Source organism: Methanosarcina sp. 1.H.T.1A.1, assembly GCF_000979295.1.
GTDB lineage: Archaea > Halobacteriota > Methanosarcinia > Methanosarcinales > Methanosarcinaceae > Methanosarcina.
Window position 1 is genome coordinate 1 of the sequence record NZ_JJQY01000055.1, and the last position, 20,671, is coordinate 20,671.

Sequence of the window (20,671 nt, forward strand, 5' to 3'; positions counted from 1 at the left end):
AGATAACAATACAAGATAACAATACAAGATAACAATACAAGATAACAATACAAGATAACAATACAAGATAACAATACAAATGATGTTTAGAAGCCGAGCATCAGATTAATAATTTTATTTCATTATAAGCAAGCATGTATAGAGTAAGTCTTAGATATAGATAAACAAACATGGTATTTATTTAGCAAAGAGCAAAGTTAGATATGTTAGATATGTTAGATATAATAGAATTATAAAGTAACAGTACAAATAAGAAAATATTTAAAAGCCATAGTTAAGACACAGGAAGATTCGTAATTTCAGGAATCATAATTTCGTGAACTGCCCCCAGGCTAAAGACCTGGAGGTTTTACATTTCTTCCTATAAATTTCATGGACCTTGAATCCGTAAATCCTTGGATCCATAAATCCCTGGATCCATAAATTATGAAAGTTTTGGAAGTTTTGAGAATCTGTCGTTTCATGCACATTGTGGTTTATGAGAGTCAGGGTATTCATCGGAGAGTAAGCGCTTATGACAAAAATAAAAATAGCAATTGCAGGAATCGGGAACTGTGCAAGCTCTTTGATACAGGGCATCGAGTACTATAAAACCGAAGATAAGGATCCCATAGGACTTATGCACAGGGACATTGGAGGGTACGGGCCCAGCGATATCAAAGTTGTTACTGCCTTCGACATTGATGCAAGGAAGGTAGGAATAGATGTGTCCGAGGCCATTTTTGCTCCCCCGAACTGCACAGCGGTTTTTTGTCCTGATATCCCCTCCACAGGTGTGAAGGTTAAGATGGGCAGAGTTCTTGACGGGTTCTCTGACCACATGAAGAATTATGGGGAAAATTACACATTTGTTGTCAGCAGAGAGCCTGAAGCCACAAAAGCAGACATCGTAAAAGAGCTGAAGGATTCAGGAGCCGAAATGCTTCTTAATTACCTTCCTGTCGGTTCTGAAGAAGCTGTCCGTTTCTATGCCGAATGCGCTCTTGAAGCCGGAGTGGCTTTAATCAACAACATGCCTGTTTTCATTGCAAGCAATCCTGAGTGGGCAAAACGGTTTAAAGAAAAGAATATTCCTGTTATCGGAGACGATATCAAAGCCCAGCTTGGAGCAACGATTACCCACAGGGTCCTTGCAGACCTATTTGAAAAACGCGGTGTAAAGCTCGAAAGGACATATCAGCTGAACACTGGCGGAAACACCGATTTCCTCAATATGCTCAACAGGGACAGGCTTGTTTCCAAGCGTGAATCCAAGACCGAAGCCGTACAGTCCGTGCTCTCGCATAGGCTTGAGGATGAAAATATCCATATCGGACCGAGCGACTACGTTGCCTGGCAGAAAGACAACAAGGTCTGTTTCCTTCGCATGGAGGGCAAGCTCTTTGGGGACGTGCCCATGAACCTTGAACTGAGGCTCTCGGTAGAAGATTCCCCTAACTCCGCAGGTGTGGTAATTGATGCCATTCGCTGCTGTAAGCTGGCTCTTGACCGCGGGATAGGAGGAGTGCTGTACTCCCCGGCTTCCTACTTCATGAAGCATCCGGCTATCCAGTACCCTGATGATGAAGCATACCGCAGAACCGAAGAGTTCATAGCCGGAACACGAGAACGTTAAAGCAAGACGGAAAAAAATTCCTGAAGAAGAAATTCCTGAAGGAGAAGAAATTCCTGAAGGAAAAGAAATTCTTATTGAAGACAGTTTTGAGGCCAGAAAATCCCGGAAACATCCGGGAATTTTACGTTTTTCTGTTCCTGAATATTTCCTGCTGACTGAAATTTTTCTACGGAATTGATCTCAACAGAATTTATCTCAATGTTTTTACTGATTTAACGGATTCCTTCAGCCGTAATTTTAAACTCCGCATTTGTGCCTTCGGGACGGGAGCGGTGTTTGAAGAGAGTGGCGCGCCTTGTCCCTTCACCTGTTTTTTCCAGCTGGATGATCGTCTTTGAGATATGTTCCAGGGAACTGCCCCCCAATGGACGCACCCCTCCTGCAATAATATTTGAATATACCTGATTTGTTATAACTGCAACAAAACCGTGTTTGCGAGCCAGAGCATGCAGAAACCCTATCTGGTTGGCAAGTTCTCTGCGGCTTTTTATACCGGCCTCCTCATCTTCGAGTTCAAACCTGTAGTATGAAGTTGCAGAATCCAGAATCACAAGCCCGATATTCTCACCTGCTATCCTCTCAACCTCTCTTACGGACGCATACTGCTCTTCAAAACTCAGGGGTTCGTAGATAATTATGCTCCTGGCTATTTCCTTGGCATTTTCCCCTGCAATCTGCTTGAAACGAACAGGAGAAAGCCCTTCCGTATCTATGAAAATGACTTTCTGTCCCTGCTTTACACATTCCACTGCAAGCTGGATACAGATATTTGTTTTTCCGGTTCCTGCGGCTCCGAAGACCTGAGTTACGATCCCTCTCTCGAAACCTCCTCCCAGGAGGTCATCAAGGGGTTTACAACCGGAAGATAATAGTTTCTCTATGGCGTGACACCTCTCTTTGCACTTGACAGAAGTATGAAAGACCCATGATATAATGCTTTTTTCATAATTTTCAACATATTCGGACAGAATAAAGATTTTCAAGGACGAATAAAAGTATTTAAGTAGACATAGAAGAAATGCTCAGGTTTGAATTCTCAGACCTGAAGAAACGGAGAAAAAAATTTTCATGAATATCTTGAAACTGAAAATATCCTTTACTAATATATTGCAATGTTTTCAAGGAATAAAGCCATATAGATGGTATCCATACCTATATCCATTAAAGTACCACCCATATAAAATAAAGTCTTCTGTACTTGAAAATAGTCCCACAAATCAGGTATTTTTTAAAAAACAGAAGCCCATAAGATTGTCACCAGATCTGATAACAAACAACGGTCTTTGTATACAAAGTAAGAGGGTAATTGTATTCAAAGATGAGTTGAAAAACCATTATAAGTAAGATCTGGCATTTAGAATAATTACCTGGAAATTAAGAGAACCTTCACTCAATAGAGTGAAAAAATGATATCAAGAGGGGCACTCTTTATAAAAAGCATGCCCTGTTCCTATATTGCTGACTAGTCTGGGAGAGTTATTATAGAATAAACCGGGTTGGCTAAGGAATAGTACCCATGCGGGGTTTTGTTTTATTGCTTTGATGCGCTCTGCGCCGGCATACTCACTCTCCGCACACCATAAATAAAACGAGGAAGTAAATAACGAAACATGTAAAAGGCATGTAAGAAACATGTTAAGAAGACTGTACCATTAAATCAGAGGGGCGCAAATTATGGCAAAAATAATAGTTTACACAACGGAACGTTGTCCGAAATGCAATAAATTGAAAAAATTCCTGGAAGCAAATTCAGTACCCTTCGAAGTAGCAGATATGTCCACCCCGGAAGCTCTGACCGAACTGCGTTTCAACGGGGTCTTCACAGTGACAGCGCCTGTATTACAGATCAATAGTGAATTCCTCACGTATACCGAAATATTCCGTGGGGAAGAAGTGAATCCGGAAAAACTCCGGGGAATTCTGTGACAAACCCCGCTAAGCTTCAAAACGACTTAAATAATTTCCATATCCCTCCTTAAAACAACAACTGAAGATGAGAAAATGACAGGCGATATTCTCTTAACCGATGATGAATTATCTGATAATCAGCCAGTGCAAAAGACACTTGACGGGCTCTCCACCTCTTCCCTCCCCAAAAAAGACCAATTATCTGATAATCAGCCCGTACAAAAGACACTTGATGGGCTTTCCGTCTCTCCCCTCCCCAAAGTAAGGACAACAGAAGGTTTCATCCTTAACTGGGACAGGAATATCATTGTAAGCCAGCTCCTGAAAGAAACAAAATTAAGTGAGATCTTCTACAACAAGCCTGCAATCACAAAAGAAGAAGCTGTTGATATTGCAAAAGAAGCGGAAAGGATCATCCGAAAGATGAATATCAAATTTCTTTCAGGACCTCTTATCCGGGAAATAGTCAACAATATTCTTCTTGACAGGGGGCGCGTAGAATGGAGAAATATCATGACAAGAGTCGGAGCTTCGGTCTACGATGCCTACGAAATCGACTCCGGATACGGCTTTGGGGCAAACGATAATGCAAACCAGCTGAACAACGCTGAGACATCCCACAAAAGAAAAGCCGACAAAATGTCCAAAGAGCAAAATCTCCTTCTGATGCCAAAAGAGCTTGCAGACCTGCACCTGAACGGGGACTTCCATATCCACGACCTCGAATACATGGGCACAAGGCCTTTTTGCCAGGACTGGGACCTCCGCTACTTCTTTTATTATGGGCTCATGCCTGATGGAGTAGGCACCCAATCAAGTGTTGCAAAACCTGCAAAGAATGCAGAGGTAGCTTTCCTTCATGCTGTAAAGGCAATGGGTTCGGCTCAGACCAACTTTGCAGGCGGGCAGGGCTTTTACAATTTCCTGACCTTTATGGCTCCCTATCTGGAAGGCAAGTCCGAAGTTGAGATAAGACAGCTTATGCAGATGTTCGTCTATGAAATGATGCAGATGATGTGCGCAAGAGGCGGGCAAACTGTCTTTTCATCCGTGCAGCTTTCCCCCGGGGTTCCGAAGCTCTGGAGAAACATTCCAATTGTTGCCATGGGCAAGGTCTGGGACGGCAAGCAGGCCCCCCTCAGAACCTACGGAGAATTTGAAAAAGAGGTCCGGCTTGGATTTAAGGCCATTATGGATGTCATGCTTGAAGGAGATGCCTGGGGCAAACCTTTCAGCTTCCCGAAGCCGGAAATTTCTCTCGAACCTGACTTTATGGAAGAAAACGAGGAGTTCAACAGGGCTCACCCCGAGCTTCCGACATATCAAGGGCTTTACAGGATGACCTTTGAACTGGCTGCCAAATTCGGAACTCCCTACTTTGACAACCAGCTTCCCGAGTACAGGGGCGCAGGAGAAGGAATTTCATGTTACCAGTGCTGTGCCTACCAGTTCTCTTCAAACCCTACCGACGATAAAGACTTCGGTGACAAGCTTCATTTCAAAGATGGAAGGCATTTCTCTATGGGCTCATGGATGGTTCTGTCCTTAAACTGTCCCAGGGCTGCATACAGGGCTGAATATGATGATGAGAAACTTTTCACCGAACTAAAGACCCTTATGAACAGGGGTGTGGAAGTTTTCAAGATCAAGCGAAAATGGATGAACAGCCTGATCAAGAAAAACAGGATTCCCTTTGCAGCCCAGTGTCCCAAGGACCCGAACACCGGAGAAAAAGGAGCAATGGCTGTGGACTTCGACAGCCTTGTGTATACTATTGGAGTAATAGGAATTAATGAGATGGTCCAGTACCACACCGGCTACCAGATCCACGAATCTCCTGTTGCATATAAGCTCGCCATCCGGGCTATGTTCGAAATGAAAATGCATGCTCAGAAGCTCTCAAAGGAAAACGATATGGAAATTGCCCTTGCAAGGACTCCTGCGGAAACTACAGCCCAGCGTTTTGCAGTCTCAGATCTCCTGCACAGGGAATATGCCGACAAAGCCGAGCTCACAATTAAAGGGGACCTGGAAACCGCAAAGAAAGATTTCAATGAGACCCACGATCTGCCCATTTACTATACCAACGGGACTCATATCCCACCAGGTGCCGATATCTCTCTGCCTGAAAGAATAAAGTATGAGCACACTTTCTTCCCGATAGTAGACGGTGGAAACATCATGCATATCTGGCTTGGAGAAGGTAAACCGGATCCTGACGGCCTGCAGGAACTTGCCATGCATATAGCAAAGAACACACAGACTGGGTACTTTGCCTTCACACGGGACATGACCGTATGCACTGACGAGGGATATGTAGCCGCCGGCCTGCTTGACAAATGCCCGAAATGCGGATCTGAAAATGTGCAGCACCTATCAAGGATTACTGGCTATCTCCAGTCCGTGGAAGGCTGGAACAAAGGTAAGCGCCAGGAACTCAAGGACAGAAAACGCTACAGCACAAGGGAACTCAAATGAGTCCCCTTAACCCTTTTTACGCAAACTGGAAATGGTAACTGCTATGAAGGTAAACTACGCAGGCACTGTTTCGATCTCAACCTGTGACTGGATAGGAAAGGCTGCAGTCACCATCTTTTTTAGGGGATGTCCTCTTCGCTGTCCTTACTGCCAGAACCATCCGTACCTTGAAGGGCCGGGTCTTGTGGAACTTGACTTTGTGAAAGAGCAGATTAAAACATCGAAACCTTTTGTAAGTGCGGTTGTTTTTTCGGGAGGGGAGCCTCTCATGCAGGACGCTGTTGTCCCCCTTGCAGAGTTTGCAAAAAATCTAGGGCTTGCAGTTGGGATCCACACAAACGGTTGTTACCCTGAAAGGGCAGCAGAACTGGTTGAACGGAAACTGGTTGATAAGTTCTTTATCGACGTAAAAGCCCCTCTTGACGATCCCGAGCTTTATGGAAAGGTTACCGGATGGAAAGCGTACAATGGGGAAAGCAGTACCGTCAAAAAGACTCCAGAAGAGATCACATCAGCCATTGCAAAAACGATCGAGACTGCAGATGCCAGCGGCCTGGAACTGGAACTCCGGACAACAGCGATCAGCGGCTTTATAGGAAACGAGAAGGAAATTTCCCTGATAGCAGCCTGGATTTCGGAACATATAAAAAATAGAGAGGTTACCTATGTGCTGCAGCAGGGAATCCCGGAACACAGCCTGCAGGAAGACCTCAGGAAAAACAGGGTTCTGGAGAGAGAGGAACTTCTTGAACTAGGGAAAATAGCAAAAGGATTCCTGGAAAACGTAAGGATAAGGACAAAAGAAGAAGGGGAAGAAATTATCTGATATTGTCTAGCATCATTAAGTAATCTTACTGGTGTCTGATATTTACCGATATTTATTACAATATTTATGGCATTTTACTGGCACTTTTTCCCTTTTTTTGCCTGTATTCCCCGGAACAGATTTTGATCAATTCACTCTTTCATCTTTCTATTAATATGTATCTGATTCTTTTTTATCGGATTCATTTTAACAGAAAAAAATATGTTTAAGGTTCAAATGAATTTGAAGTTTACAAAAGTCTTATACATGCCAAAGCATAAAGGAAACTGATTAAACCCCTGGTAAAACCCCCTTTATCCGGAATTCAATTATCCTGTACCTGGAAGTACAGATATCCAGGAAGTACAGATACCCAGGAATGTTTCCCCAAAGTAGCTCCTGGGATATTCCTGCTGTACTTTGCCAATATATCAAAAACTCCTGTATGCACGCCACCAAACTTTTGTGTAACCTCCGGGGTTACAAAAGTTACATAAAGGAGATAGACTCAGTCCATTTTAACCCGGAGAAGGGTACGTATCTATAAAAAAGGAAAGCGGAAGTCATCGCTTCCAAAAAATGACCATGAAAGAAACAAAAGTATCTTCAATCGGAGAGCGCTCTCTAATCTCCCGCTTATCTGAGATTTTCAATGCCCCTGAAGGAAAGGAAAGAGGACAGGAAGGAATCATTATAGGCGCTGGTTCCGATGACTGTGCCGTCCTTGACCTGAAAGGTGAAGACTGTCTGGTTGTTACGACTGATATGCTGCACAGGACCACGGACTTTCCGGTAGAGATGACTCCCTGGCAGATGGGATGGATGTCCGCAGCCGTAAACCTGAGCGATATTGCAGCCATGGGCGCAGAACCTGCTGGGCTCCTTATGGCAATAGGCATGCCTGCAGACACTGAAATTGCTTTTGTAGAGGAACTTGCAAAAGGCATACAGGCGTGCGCCGAGTTCTGCGGGACTGCTGTTGTAGGAGGTGACCTCGATACCCACGCAGAACTGACAATTACAGGGACAGCTCTGGGAAGAGTTAAAAAAAGTCAGCTCCTCCTGCGAAAAGGGGCAAAGCCCGGAGATCTTGTATGTGTTACAGGATATACAGGATCAGCCGGAGCCGCCCTTGAAGCGATTCAGTCAAAAAAGTCGGTCAGCGAAACCGTCCTGAAGGCTCTTTTTGAACCTGTACCCCGCACGCAAGAAGCCAGGAAACTTGCTGAGTCAGGTGCAGTCACATCCATGATGGATACAAGTGACGGACTTGCAATGTCTCTTTACGACCTTGCCAGGCAGAGTAAGGTAGGTTTCAGGATCCGGGAAAATGCCCTCCCCATCCTCCCGGAAGTCAGAGAGTTTGCCTCAGGTCCCGGGGAACTGCCGGAACTTGCCCTTTACACAGGCGGAGACTTCGAACTCATTTTCACAGTTGACCCGGAACGGCTGAAAAAAGTACAAAATATATGTAACTTGACTATCATAGGGGAATGCACAAAGTACGAAACGGGTATTGTACTCGAATCCCCGGAATTCAAGCTAACAACTATAGAACAGCGGGGATACCAGCAGCTAAAAGCCGAACCGGCTGATTAGCTTTCCTGAATAAACTGATGTTAACCCCCATAAACTAAAAGCCTGGAGTGAGAGAAAAAAATTAAAAATTATTGGCTGAGAAAGCTCACACGATCACAAAAAAAGAGCAAATTTCAGGCTAAACAGACTAAATTCGTAACTATAAAATTAGTAACTATATAATTTATGCACAAGGTTCAGAAGGATAGAATATGAAAAAAGCTAGTTTACAAATTTTTACAGCAATTCTGGTGCTGGGGCTATTCTGTGGGACTGCATCTGCAGTTCCAAGTATAATAGGAGATGTCACGCCCTCACAGAATTCTCCTGTTACAGGAACAGTGGGTGCAACTCAAACGTTCACCATTCCTTTAAACGAAACAGCAAGCGTTATATGGACTGAAAATGGTGTGGCCACAACAATACCAACTGAAGCAAACAATATTACAACTCTCAATCACGTGTTCAAGTTGGGTTCTTACCAGGTGGTCGCTTCCATAGAAGGAGTAGGACAAATAGCAGCCTGGAATGTGGAAGGTAAACAAGCAGTTCCGGTGATTACCTTATCGGACCCTTCGTCATCAAGTGTCAGCAACAACGCAGGAGAATTAAGGAAGTTCACCGCAACTGTGAACCAGATATCGAATATGACATGGTACCTTGATGGAAATTTCCTTTACACAAACCAGTCTGTAGATTCGTCTTCATATACGAGCAGTTCTGCAACAGTGGGTACACACACAATCAAAGTGGAAGCAGCGAACATTAACGGAACTGCAGATCCACAATCCTGGACATGGACGGTAGGAACAACAGTTCCGGTGATTACCTTATCTGACCCCTCGTCATCAAGTGTCAGCAACAACGTAGGAGACTCAAAGAAGTTCACCGCAACTGTGAACCAGATATCGAATATGACATGGTACCTTGATGGAAATTTCCTTTATACAAACCAGTCTGTAGATTCGTCTTCATATACGAACAGTTCTGCAAAAGTGGGTACACATACAATCAAAGTGGAAGCAGCAAACGTTAACGGAACTGCAGAATCAAAATCCTGGACATGGACGGTAGGAACAAACGGCGTACCTGTCACTGTTGACCCATCAGAAGGGACAGTTGAGATCGCTCAGGGAGGATCCAAGACCTTCTATGTCAATTATACACAGCCTATCAAAGTTGAGTGGTTTGTCAATGACGTGTCGACGAAAATCGAAGAAGGTGTAACTTCCTCTTCATACGAATTTAAAGGAGATACTACCGGCGAATACAATCTTAAAGCAGTGGCCAGTGACCCCAGCAACACTTATACTTCATCGACAAAAACATGGACTGTGAAAGTCCAGTCCAAGTACTATTCAAGCGGGAACAGGATCTGGGAAGAGGGGATGGCCACTACATACACATGGAATGCCCAGAGTTACTCAGGCTTCTATTATGACCTTGATACCGGAGTGTCTTCTGAAGAGATGACCATCACGGATATAGGCAGAAACATAGGTGACGGAGACATCGAGTACAGCACAAAACCTACTACAACTGACTTTGAGCACGGAGAATGGGGCTCATACCAGATAATAGGATTTATGGCAGAGAAATACTTCGCAGGCTACATTAACGAGAACACCACAGTTGAAGGAATAGACGATGTAAGCCTGATATCCGACGGTGTACTTGCCAAAATCCTGATCGACAGTGATGATAAAAAGTCCGCATATTCAGGAGACGCCCTTGTGCTTGAAGATGGTTATTCCCTGAACATTGTGGAAGTAGATGTTAATGGAAAATCCGTCTGGGTCCAGCTTGAAAAAGACGGAGACGTCGTGGACGATGATTTCATCACCTCTGGCCAGGACTACACCTATGAAGCCGAACTCGGAGAAGCAGAAGACGTACCCATAATCATTGCCCATTTCGGCACGGTTTTTGCAGGTGCTGAGACCTCTGCAGTCTTCATACAGGGTCTCTTCCAGGTCTCGGACAACTATGTGGAACTTACAAATGGAGATTCCTACGGGGAAATGGAAGTAACATCCCTCAGCAGCAGTGAAATAAAAATGAAGAATGAGGACGATATAGGCCTTGATAAAGGTGACACAATCGACCTTATGGGTAAGATACAGCTTCAGGTAGCTGATGACAACACACTGCGCTTTGCCCCTGTCCTTGATACCACAGAGGAAGGAACTTACGAACTGCGCGGGACTGTATACGATAAAGATGTCGATGGGGACTCTCTACCAACCTGGACACCCTACAACTTTGAAGGCTTCTATTACAACATAGATGAGGGAATAGGGACCGAAAAGCTGGAAATCCAGCAGTTTAGTGACAGGGAAATTCCCTCAGGAAAACTGGTCTACACGTCCTCACCTCAACCTGTTGAGTTTGAACATGACGATTGGGGCAATTTCACAGTTGTCGGGTTCATGGCAGAAAAATACTTTGCAGGATATCCAGATAATACCGCCGACGGAAAAATTAATGATGTGAGCGTTCTTTCGGATAATGTCCTTGCCAAAGTCCTTACAGACAGCGATGACAAAGAGTCCATGTACTCGGGTTCTGCCCTTGTGCTTGAGGACGGCTATTCTTTGAACATCCTGGAAGTCGATATTAATGGAGAATCCGTCTGGGTCCAGCTTGAAAAGGACGGAGACGTCGTGGACGATGATTTCATCACCTCTGGCCAGGACTACATATATGAAACCGCACTCGGAGAAGCAGAAGACGTGCCCATAATTATTGTCCATTTCGGCACGGTTTTTGCAGGCGCTGAGACCTCTGCTGTCTTCACACAGGGCATCTTCCAGATCTCGGATGATTACATTGAAATTAATAATGGGGATACCTTCGACGAGATGGAGATCACCAGCGTCTCAGAAAGTGGCATCACAATGAAGAACGATGATGATATCGGGCTTGGTGATGACGATACCATTGACATTATGGGCGACGTCAAGTTCAAGACAGCTGATGACAACACTCTCAGGTTCTACCCCTTCGTTGAAGTCGAAGGTGAAGGCGGATCCAGCAAGGAACTCGCGATAAGTTTGCCTGATGAGATTATTGTAGGCGAAACTTTTGAGATCAAGGTGAATGCAGGTAATGACTCAATAGAAGGCGTCAACGTAAAGGTCGACACGGCCAGCGCAGGCAAAACCAATGCAGATGGAATTGTTGAGTACACTGCCGAAGAGGAAGGAACCTTCAAGATAACCGCCGAAAAGGACGGGTACACCACCGCAAACAAGAACGCAAAAGTCATTCCTCCGAAAGAGAAGATGAGCCTCACTGTCTCTCCTGAAACAGTGTATAAAGGAGATACGATTACCATAGAGGCATTAAAAACAATTGGCGGAGACCCTATTGAAGGTGTAAACGTCTCAATCAATAGTAAAGCCCTTGGAAAAACCGGATCCGATGGAAAGATTACGTTCACCACGGAGGAAGTCGGTAAAATCAAAATCAACGCTGCCAGAGAGGGATTCCTTGACAAGAGCGTTGAAGTCGATGTGAAGGACTATGAAGCTATCTTCGAGTTCTCCAACCTGGTAATTGACCCGATAGAGGTCAGAGCCGGAAAGGAAACAACAATCACTATTAATGCCGAAAACACGGGTAATGCTGCAGGGAATTACAGCGTGGAACTGTTTGTGAACGAAAGTTCGGTTGATTCAAAGCAGATTTCCCTTGATATAGGAGAAAGCACATCAGTGACCTTCAAACACAGTGAAGAGGTCCCAGGCATCTATAATGTAAAAATAGGAGGGCAGGAGGCCACCTATAAGGTAAAAGAAAAGTCTTCTATGTGGCTTTATGCCCTGATAACTATTATCCTGTTACTGGGCGGCGGGATAGCTTACATGTTTACCAAAGGCGGCTGGAATGCGGCAACCATGCAGGCAAAGATAGATGAACTTATAAAGTCGGCAAACCTGAAAAAGTAAAAGTAGTAAAAGTAATAGAAAAGCTGAGAAAACAGGAAACTCAAACAAAAAAGAATTTAAATTCCCGCGTTAACTGAAAAACGCGGGTTTTTTCTATTTTTAAAAAAGAGATTCGATTATTAAGTACTTATTTTAAATCTTTAGATTTAGCAGGTAGTTTACTCCATCTTCTTGATCGCACGTTCGATGGCATCTATCAGGCTGTTCTTCGGGGCGATGGTTGTGACGGGGATGTTCAGTATTTTTTCCACTGTGGGACCCACGATTGGGGCACAGACCAGGGCTTTTGCTCCGTCCCTTTCGGCATTTACAGCTGAAATAATTGCTTCTTCCATAGATGTTGCCGAGTATTCCCTGATGGTGACAAGCCTACCCCCAATCTTTTTCTTCGTCTCAACGATGTTATCGAGCACCGAGCGGGCAGCAATTACGGCGATAAAGTCCCCGCTGTCGGACTCCTTAATTTCACGGATCGTTTTTACAATCTGGCGGAGGGTTTTGATGTTGGGGTCCCGGTTACCCGATAGGATCTTATAAAGGGTACTTGGAGGGATGCTTGCTTTTTTAGCAAAATCCACAGCAGTCAGATTAAGGTCCTCCTTAATTACAGCGGAAAGTGTTTTCTGAAACACTTCATCGGACTCAAATGCGGATTTGATGACCTTGTCTGCAACATTCATTAAAATTCAACCTCTGATCCTGTAAAAAATTTTAATAAATATAAAGGATTCACGTTTTACAGGAGTTTTGTTCCTGAATGAGAAATATCTCCAGATGTATTAATACATTTGGGTCATAATAGAAAGGCATTTGAGAAAGTATATATAGTAAATTTCGAAGAGCATTAGGTGTAAGAGACTAATCTTCATTTTCACGGGAATTGTTCTTTCAAACAAGAAATGAAAGAATGGGAGGAGAGAATGGCTTTTTAAACAGAGTTATAAAAAGCCAACAAAAAAGGGGGGGAAAAGACCTGCAGATTTTCCCGAAGAAAGCCCGATCCCAGTATATCTTATTTAGCAGGTGAGATATTATTGTTAGAAGAGATAATTATTGAGGTGAAGTTTTGAGAAAATCAAGCATACTTATCCTTACTTTACTGCTGGTCGCATCTATCTTCGTATCCGGTTGTGTATCCGAAGATACGGATGAAAACGTAACTGTAGAGGCTCCTGCAATTACTGAACTGAACATCGGCTACCAGCCGAGTACCCACCAGATTGCATACATGACTGCCTATGAGAAAGGATGGTGGCAAGAAGATCTTGCACCTTACGGAATTAAAAAAATAAATGAATACCAGTTTCCGACAGGCGCTCCTGAAATGCAGGCTATGATGGCTGGAGACCTGGACATAGCCTATGTTGGGGCAGCCCCTGCTATTAAAGCCCTTAGCAGTGGACTTGATGCAAAGATTATTGAACCTGTACAGATAAATGGCTCAAGTCTGGTTCTCAGGCCTGAGAACGAGTATGAAAGCCCTAAAGACCTGAAGGGACTCAAAATCGCCACCTTCCCCCCAGGAACAATTCAGGATACCCTGCTCAGAGACTGGCTCACGAAAAATGGACTTGACGTTGAGAAAGATGTGACAATCATTCCAATGGGCCCCGGAGACGCTGTTACTGCTATCTTAGCCAAGCAGGTTGATGCGGTATTCCTGCCTCACCCCTCCCCTACAATTATCGAAGAAGAAGGTAATGGGCGTACTATCGTACAATCTGGAGAGATGAGTCCAAACCATGCCTGCTGTGTGCTCCTGGTTAGTGGAAAACTTATCAGGGAACATCCGGATCTTGTGGAGCAGATTGTGAAGACCCATATAAAGGCAACCGAATACAACACGGAAAACATCGATGAAGCTGCCCAGATATATTCAAATAAGACTACTACAGATCTTGAAACTGTAAAGACTTCTCTTGAGGAATGGGATGGAGCCTGGATTACAGATCCTGCACTGATTGAAAACTCAACTGTCGAGTATGCTAACATTCAGTATGAACTCAAATATAACGAGAAAAATCTGACAGAAGAAGAAATATTTGACACCAGCTTCTACGAAGCAGCCATAAAAGAGGAATAAAAAGAGTTTTAAAGAAAATTTTTGAGATAAGTTCAACTGCCTCTATTACAAGAAGGGGCAGTTTGAACTCCAATTTGTTCTAAAAACGGAAAACTGCCGGAAAGATAAAAAACTAAGAATCCTTTTAATAAGACATGAAAATTAATTTCATAAAAACAATTGAAGAAAAAGGCGTTGAAGCATTATCACTTATATTCGTAGTTGCTGTATGGCAACTTGTCGCGGATAGGATCGTACAGAACAAATTGCTTCTGCCGAGTTTTTATGATGTGGTAATCGCTTTTTCCGTGATTGTCAAAAACGGGCTAATTTTTATGGATACCCTGACAAGTTTACTTCACTTTTCAATTGGTATTGCTGCTGCGTTTATACTCGGAATCCCTCTGGGAATAGCCATGGGATGGTTCAAAGCAGCAAACAGGGCACTCGACCCTATAATAGAAATCCTGCGTCCGATTCCTCCTCTTGCCTGGATCCCCTTTGCAATAATATGGTTCGGGCTTACCCATCAGGCAGCAGGTTTTGTTGTGTTTGCAGGAATGATCTTTCCCATTATCATCAATACCTATACGGGTTTCAAAAATGTACCGAGGGTTTATGTTGAGGCAGCAAAGGTTCTCGGTTGTAACCGGAACATAGACCTCATCCGCTTTGTTGCGATTCCCTCAGCCATGCCCTCAATTGCTGCAGGAATCAGGATTGCAATGGGTGTAGGCTGGATGTGCCTTGTAGCTGCAGAGATGTTCGGAGTCAGCAACATGGGGCTCGGCTACCAGATATGGCATAATTATTACCTGCACAGGATGGATTTTGTACTCGTCTATATGCTCCTGCTGGGGTTCATAGGTCTTTTAATAGACCGCTTCTTCAGATACTATGTGGATGAAAAAATGTTAAAATGGAAATCAGGAACTGTGGTATAAAATGGGGCAAGTAAGTGTAAAAAAGGTTTCACGGATCTTCGGAAAAAAAGAAGAGGGGTACGGGACCGAAGCTCTGCTTAACATAAGTTTTGATGTGCAGGATGGAGAGTTTATCTGCCTCCTCGGGCCTTCAGGCTGCGGGAAGACAACACTGCTCCGGATAACTGCAGGGCTTGAGACCCTGACCTCAGGGGAGATTACACTCAATGGAGTTCCTATAACAGGCCCTGATCCCAAAAGGGGCATGGTTTTCCAGCAGTATTCTCTCTTTCCATGGAGAACCGTTATAGATAATATCACCTTTGGGCTGGAAATGCAGGGAATCAAAAAGAGCGAAGCCCGGAAACAGGTGGAAAAGTACCTGGACCTTGTGGGTCTTGGCCAGTTCAAAAACAGCTATCCACACGAGCTCTCAGGAGGTATGCAGCAAAGAGCAGCCATTGCAAGAGCTCTTGCTAACGAGCCTGAGGTCCTCCTTATGGACGAACCTTTCGGAGCTCTTGATGCCCAGACTCGAAATGTACTTCAGGATGAACTCCTGAAGATATGGGAACAAAAACATGTAACATTCATTTTTGTAACGCACAGCGTGGACGAAGCTGTCTTCCTCTCTGATAGGATAGTGGTTATGACCTCAAGGCCCGGAAGGGTAAAGGAGATTGTAAAGGTGGACTTACCACGCCCACGTAGCCGCACAAGTCCGGAAGTAAACAGTTTAAGGGACCATGTCCTCAAACTTCTGGAAGAGGAACGGTTCAGCAGGTAAATTGTTGAAAAAAGTGCAGTTATCGAAAGAGGAAGTTATCGAAGAAGGAGCTCCTTGAAGGCTTGAAGGAAAAGAAACTGCTAAAGAGGAAACTGCTAAAGAGGAAACTGCTAAAGAGGAAGCTGCTAAAGAGGAAGCTGCTAAAGAGGAATTTACTGAAAAAGGTGCGAATAAATCGTGAACAAATCGAAGATCATTGTTCGGCCCGAATAATTACTTTTGTTAGCGGCTCTACTCTTTTCACGGCAACCTTCCCCACAAGCTCAAGAGTCCCTCCCGCTTTTACTGAACCGAAAGAGCAGCCAGGTCTTGCACGGATGTCCCCCTCACAGGCCGCAACATTTACCCTTGCTCTGTCAAGGAGAACAAGTTCGGAAACCGTTTCTATACTCCCTAGAATTTTTGCTGCCGCAGAGATAAGGGCACTTTCGGCTTTCACATTGCCCTGAATAATCGAACCTTTCCCGAGTTCAAGCCTGCCCGATACGGTGAGACTTTTCCAGAACTTCACTTCCTGCCCGACAATAACATTGCCGTTCAGCATAAGGTCCTCTTCAAAAAAAGCTCTTTTTTCAATCACATAAGTGTTAGACCGGGGGTGGTACTTGATAAAGCGCATCATTAAAAATCACTCTGGGTTACTGTCCCCGACTATCAATCAAAGAAAGCCGCAAACAACTGGTTTTTAAGACATCGGGAAAAACTTTGTCAATTGGATTTCAAAGTATGATTGAACACCTATTATATAATAGCATCGAATGTTCACTATTGGAGGTCCCAACAAAGATTGGTAAAGGTTAATGTATGAACAAAGGAAACTAAACCAGGAAGAACAGACTGAAAAAAAGAGATTCCGACACATTCTGGAAGCCGGAAATTAGTGAGAATATCTGAAATTAGCAACAAAAAGACTGAAAAATGCTTTATTTATGATTTTTCAGTCCTATTGTCCTTATATTAAATTGTCCTGCTTACTCAACGAGGCTGGCAAAACCGTATTTGGGAAGTACCCTTTCGATTTTGATCCTGACCTCGTCGCCGACCTTGGTGCCCGGGACAAATACTACAAAGCCCTCTATGCGGGCAATGCCGTCTCCCTGGCGGGCAAGGTCCTGGATTGTAACATCGTAGACTTCGCCTTCTTCAACAGGAACAGGGCTGCTTTCTTCTCTGAACATTAAAATCATTCCTTTAATTTAGTAATATTTGGCGTAACAGAGTCGTTTTTCCGGTTGCACTTACTCGACAACGCTTGCAAATGCAAATTTCGGAAGTACCCTTTCGACCTTAATGCGAACTTCATCGCCGACTTTGGTGCCTGGGACAAAGATTACAAAGCCCTCTATTCGAGCAATGCCGTCTCCCTGGCGAGCAAGATCCTGAATTGTAACATCGTAAACTTCGCCCTCTTCTACAGGGACTAAGCGACTTTCTTCTCTGAACATGAAAACCATTCCTTAATTATTTGAGTTAATTTTTAGCATTAATTAAATTGATTCTTTTACCCACACTTACTCGACGACACTTGCAAATGCGAACTTGGGAAGAACCCTTTCGACCTTAATCTGGACTTCGTCTCCAACACTGGTGTTAGGAACAAAGACTACAAAACCCTCAATACGAGCGATGCCGTCTCCCTGGCGAGCGAGATCCTGAATTGTAACATCATAAACTTCGCCCTCTTCGACAGGGACTGAGCGACTTTCTTCTCTGAACATTATAAATCATTCCTTTAATATTACTTTAATTAAAACTTAACATAATTAACTGATTTCTCAACCCAAACTTACTCGACAACGCTTGCAAATGCAAATTTCGAAAGTACCCTTTCGACCTTAATCTGGACTTCGTCGCCAACACTTGTATTCGGGACAAAAACTACAAAGCCTTCGATACGGGCGATGCCGTCTCCCTGGCGAGCAATATCCTGAATAGTTACGTCGTAAGTTTCGCCCTCTTCAACGGGCACAGAAATACGTTCTTCTCTAAACATTAGATTCATTCCTTTGACTTTTTTAATCAGCTTATGAAAGCTCCATCGATAGAACAGAAAAGAGTAAAAACAGTACTTAACAAGCCAAACTTGAAAAACCAAATTTAGGAAGTACGCATTCTACTTAATCTATTACGGTGAACTAATCCCCAATAGAGCTTCAGATAAGTTAATTAATTGGTCATACTCATATCCGCTTGTATATAATATTTTGCTTTAATACATTTCAAAAAAGAAAAGTAAAGAAGTTGGGAGATTATCTGAAAATTGATTTCTAGAGTTCAGGATTCTTACTTCAAAAACACAATAAGTAATGACAGTCATTAATAATTAATATAAAAAATAAAACTGCCCATAATAAAAGGCAGTTTTACCATAAAAAGCAACGTGTTCATATAAAAGAAAGATTCGTCCGGATCTTAAGGGAACGCAGAAAAAAAACTCTGCGTTCATATTCTAAAAAATGTAGTGAGTGCTTCCTTAAGCGCAACCTATAAATAATTGAAATACATTGTGAGAGTCGCTCATAAAATGAGAACTACAATGCGTGGGCTCGTAGCTTAGTCAGGCAGAGCGATGGACTCTTAATCCATAGGCCGGGGGTTCAAATCCCTTCGAGCCCGCTAATTTCACTAATCTCTTTTTATAGTTTTCTTTCATAGAATTCGTTTTCGGAAATCCTTTTCAAACCTTTATCCGACTCCTTAAATCTTAGCCGCAGATGATTCAGATAACCCGGCTAAAGAGTGTTTCTGAAGTCTTAAGCAGTATGCTGATGAGAAACCTTATGCCCTATGTTCTCCTAAGCATTGTACAACTTTCAGATCTATGCAACTCTAACAGATATCTTTCTAAACAACTCTAAAGACCTTTCTGAAACCCTCTCCAGTAAAAGAACCAATCGAGCCAGAACCAATCGAGTATGGAAGAGAGAAATAAGAGTTAAAGGAAGAAGTTATCAACCAGAAAGACAAAATTCGAAATCAAAAAAAATATTGGAGTACGACCCTGATGCCAAAAGTAAGTGTTGAAATCCCTCAGGAACTCCTGGATGACCTCAACAGGCATGTGGGAGATAACAAAAAATTCGTCAGCCAGTCTGATGCTATCCGAACTTCCATTCGTAAAATGCTGGACATGATGGACGACATAGATAGAAGGCGCGGAAGGCTGAATGAGTAACTTATAAAATTAAAAAAGAAGCTCATGAAGCCAGAAGACAGGAAAAGTCATGCGGAAGCAAAAAACAAAAACTTAATCAGAAGGCTGATCTGAACCAGAAAATTTTCGAAAATTATCGGAGACGCCTGAAAAAACACCCCATTATTTCTACTGTGTTTTGACATCAGTGGACTAATTTTATGAGATTTACAGGGTCTAGCAGAGTTTCCACTGGAGAGAAAAATGAGGGCTGACCTGGATATAGTTAAGAGAGTTTTCTGAATATTTCTGGTTGACTTATCAAAAAGAAATGGTTTCAGGGTTAACAACTTTCCCTGAAATCCCTGATGCCCTGCGCAACGTTCGAAAGCAGGATAAATGCTATCCTCTGATTGGGCCAGGCGCCCAGACCGCAGTCAGGACCCACATACTTTATCAGGCCGCCAAACCGCCTATAAGCCAGCTTCAGCCTTTTTGCAATAACAGCCGGAGTTTCCAGTTGTGTAACAATTTCGGGAAGATACTGCTGATCCTTCCAGACGTTGGTACAGTATTTCTCATTCAGGACCCCTGCCAGGGAGTAGATATCTGTTCTTGCGATTCCGAGCCTCAGGAAAGAATCCGTGTCTTCAAGCACTTTTTTGTCAATAAGCTCCAGATAGGAAGGCGTGCCTGCAGACTCCACCCCTATCACATTGATTGTAGGAGTCTCACAGGCAAAATTGTAGTAGAGGGGCGAATGAAGATGGATTTCCACATCAGCCCCCCTCTTACTCGCTGCCTTGGAGGCTTCGGTAAGGGCAGAGACTATATCGTTCTCCTCAAAGGCAAGTTCAGGGTTCAGCCCTATGCTTGGCTCATCAATTGAAACTGTTGCGATCTTGAAATGTTTTGCAGATTTCATAGAGTTCCGGACGAATTTGTTTACGTTTTTTGCAAAAAGAGAATATATGTCCGTATACCGTGTACCCCCAAATTCCTTAAGGTAAAGTTCTGTTGGGCCGGTTACACAGATCCGGACCTTTAAGGTTTCCCCGAATTTTTCTTTATAGGCTTTTGCAACCGTTTCCAGAGCCTCAAGCTCTTCGATCCTTGCACACTCCAGTTTTACCTCAAAGGGGCTTTCAGTACAATCAGAGTCCCGGATAACCTTCAAAAACTGTTCATTCATATCCTGGTACTGAGGATAAGTAGGGACCTCTACGCCTGCATCGATTTTCTGCTGAAAGGCATCATTGATTACAGTAAAGAGTTTCTCATCTTCTGCTCTTGTTTTAAAGGCGTTTCGGACCCATTCCTTGCCGACTCCTTCAGGGAGGGGATAGCTTCCGATATCGTCAAAGATGATTTCTTGCATGCCCTCTTAGTATACCTTTAAGAATTTAGCATTATTGGAAAGACAGTAAAATTA

General features: G+C 43.5%; 18 protein-coding genes and 1 tRNA gene. 11 read left to right on the forward strand and 8 right to left on the reverse strand.

All coding sequences use genetic code 11. The features are described 5' to 3' along the window. The first annotated feature begins 514 nt into the window (after nucleotides 1–514). Nucleotides 515–1,615: an inositol-3-phosphate synthase gene (locus EO95_RS05805; protein ID WP_048133105.1), complete on the forward strand. Its 1,101-nt coding sequence runs from the start codon at nucleotides 515–517 to the stop codon at nucleotides 1,613–1,615. A gap of 212 nt (nucleotides 1,616–1,827) precedes the next feature. Here EO95_RS05805 and radB read toward each other — a convergent pair whose 3' ends face one another. Then, entirely contained in the window at nucleotides 1,828–2,598 is a 771-nt protein-coding gene (gene radB / locus EO95_RS05810) for a DNA repair and recombination protein RadB (protein WP_235282883.1), read from the reverse strand. 691 nt (nucleotides 2,599–3,289) lie between these two features. Between radB and EO95_RS05820 the strand changes: the two genes are divergently transcribed. The 5 genes from EO95_RS05820 to EO95_RS05840 all read left to right on the forward strand — a co-directional run bounded on the left by EO95_RS05820 (nucleotide 3,290) and on the right by EO95_RS05840 (nucleotide 12,334). Further along, entirely contained in the window at nucleotides 3,290–3,541 is a 252-nt protein-coding gene (locus EO95_RS05820; RefSeq protein ID WP_048133108.1) for a glutaredoxin family protein, read from the forward strand. A gap of 75 nt (nucleotides 3,542–3,616) precedes the next feature. Next, entirely contained in the window at nucleotides 3,617–6,001 is a 2,385-nt protein-coding gene (gene nrdD, locus EO95_RS05825; RefSeq protein WP_048133110.1) for an anaerobic ribonucleoside-triphosphate reductase, read from the forward strand. 31 nt (nucleotides 6,002–6,032) lie between these two features. Next, on the forward strand, nucleotides 6,033–6,827 hold the full coding sequence (locus EO95_RS05830) for an anaerobic ribonucleoside-triphosphate reductase activating protein (RefSeq protein WP_048133113.1): 795 nt from the start codon (nucleotides 6,033–6,035) through the stop codon (nucleotides 6,825–6,827). A gap of 564 nt (nucleotides 6,828–7,391) precedes the next feature. Next, a complete protein-coding gene (gene thiL / locus EO95_RS05835; protein WP_048133166.1) occupies nucleotides 7,392–8,405 on the forward strand; it encodes a thiamine-phosphate kinase in 1,014 nt (337 codons plus the stop codon). A gap of 191 nt (nucleotides 8,406–8,596) precedes the next feature. Then, a complete protein-coding gene (locus EO95_RS05840) occupies nucleotides 8,597–12,334 on the forward strand; it encodes an S-layer protein domain-containing protein (RefSeq protein WP_082105944.1) in 3,738 nt (1,245 codons plus the stop codon). Between the two features lie 158 nt (nucleotides 12,335–12,492). On the opposite strand, the gene EO95_RS05845 is transcribed toward EO95_RS05840, so the two are convergent. Then, the gene (locus EO95_RS05845; RefSeq protein WP_048133115.1) at nucleotides 12,493–13,014 is read right to left on the reverse strand and encodes a helix-turn-helix domain-containing protein; all 522 of its coding nucleotides are present in this window, start codon (nucleotides 13,012–13,014) and stop codon (nucleotides 12,493–12,495) included. Between the two features lie 386 nt (nucleotides 13,015–13,400). On the opposite strand from EO95_RS05845, the gene EO95_RS05850 reads away from it, so the two are divergent. The 3 genes from EO95_RS05850 (at nucleotide 13,401) to EO95_RS05860 (ending at nucleotide 16,106) form a co-directional block, all read left to right on the forward strand. Beyond that, nucleotides 13,401–14,417, forward strand: coding sequence for an ABC transporter substrate-binding protein (locus tag EO95_RS05850; RefSeq protein ID WP_048133117.1), 1,017 nt, complete (start codon nucleotides 13,401–13,403; stop codon nucleotides 14,415–14,417). A gap of 134 nt (nucleotides 14,418–14,551) precedes the next feature. Then, nucleotides 14,552–15,340 carry an ABC transporter permease gene (locus EO95_RS05855; protein ID WP_048133119.1) on the forward strand — a complete coding sequence of 263 codons (789 nt, stop codon included), beginning with the start codon at nucleotides 14,552–14,554 and terminating at the stop codon, nucleotides 15,338–15,340. Nucleotide 15,341: 1 nt separating this feature from the next. Next, nucleotides 15,342–16,106, forward strand: a complete 765-nt coding sequence (locus EO95_RS05860) for an ABC transporter ATP-binding protein (RefSeq protein WP_048133121.1) — start codon at nucleotides 15,342–15,344, stop codon at nucleotides 16,104–16,106. Nucleotides 16,107–16,299: 193 nt separating this feature from the next. Here EO95_RS05860 and EO95_RS05865 read toward each other — a convergent pair whose 3' ends face one another. From EO95_RS05865 to EO95_RS05885, 5 genes are all read right to left on the reverse strand, one after another. Continuing rightward, nucleotides 16,300–16,728, reverse strand: a complete 429-nt coding sequence (locus EO95_RS05865; RefSeq protein ID WP_048133123.1) for a polymer-forming cytoskeletal protein — start codon at nucleotides 16,726–16,728, stop codon at nucleotides 16,300–16,302. Between the two features lie 349 nt (nucleotides 16,729–17,077). Beyond that, complete coding sequence (locus EO95_RS05870) at nucleotides 17,078–17,284, reverse strand: TRAM domain-containing protein (protein WP_048133125.1); 207 nt, start codon at nucleotides 17,282–17,284, stop codon at nucleotides 17,078–17,080. A gap of 60 nt (nucleotides 17,285–17,344) precedes the next feature. Continuing rightward, a complete protein-coding gene (locus EO95_RS05875; protein ID WP_048133127.1) occupies nucleotides 17,345–17,551 on the reverse strand; it encodes a TRAM domain-containing protein in 207 nt (68 codons plus the stop codon). A gap of 66 nt (nucleotides 17,552–17,617) precedes the next feature. Then, nucleotides 17,618–17,824, reverse strand: coding sequence for a TRAM domain-containing protein (locus EO95_RS05880; protein WP_048133129.1), 207 nt, complete (start codon nucleotides 17,822–17,824; stop codon nucleotides 17,618–17,620). Nucleotides 17,825–17,892: 68 nt separating this feature from the next. Continuing rightward, nucleotides 17,893–18,099, reverse strand: coding sequence for a TRAM domain-containing protein (locus EO95_RS05885; RefSeq protein ID WP_048130083.1), 207 nt, complete (start codon nucleotides 18,097–18,099; stop codon nucleotides 17,893–17,895). A 549-nt stretch (nucleotides 18,100–18,648) separates the two neighbouring features. Here EO95_RS05885 and EO95_RS05890 point away from each other — a divergent pair. Then, nucleotides 18,649–18,722 (forward strand) — tRNA-Lys (locus EO95_RS05890). Nucleotides 18,723–19,110: 388 nt separating this feature from the next. Beyond that, a complete protein-coding gene (locus EO95_RS05895; RefSeq protein ID WP_048128601.1) occupies nucleotides 19,111–19,281 on the forward strand; it encodes a CopG family transcriptional regulator in 171 nt (56 codons plus the stop codon). A 301-nt stretch (nucleotides 19,282–19,582) separates the two neighbouring features. On the opposite strand, the gene EO95_RS05905 is transcribed toward EO95_RS05895, so the two are convergent. After that, entirely contained in the window at nucleotides 19,583–20,617 is a 1,035-nt protein-coding gene (locus tag EO95_RS05905) for a methionine synthase (protein WP_048133131.1), read from the reverse strand. Between the last annotated feature and the right edge of the window lie 54 nt (nucleotides 20,618–20,671).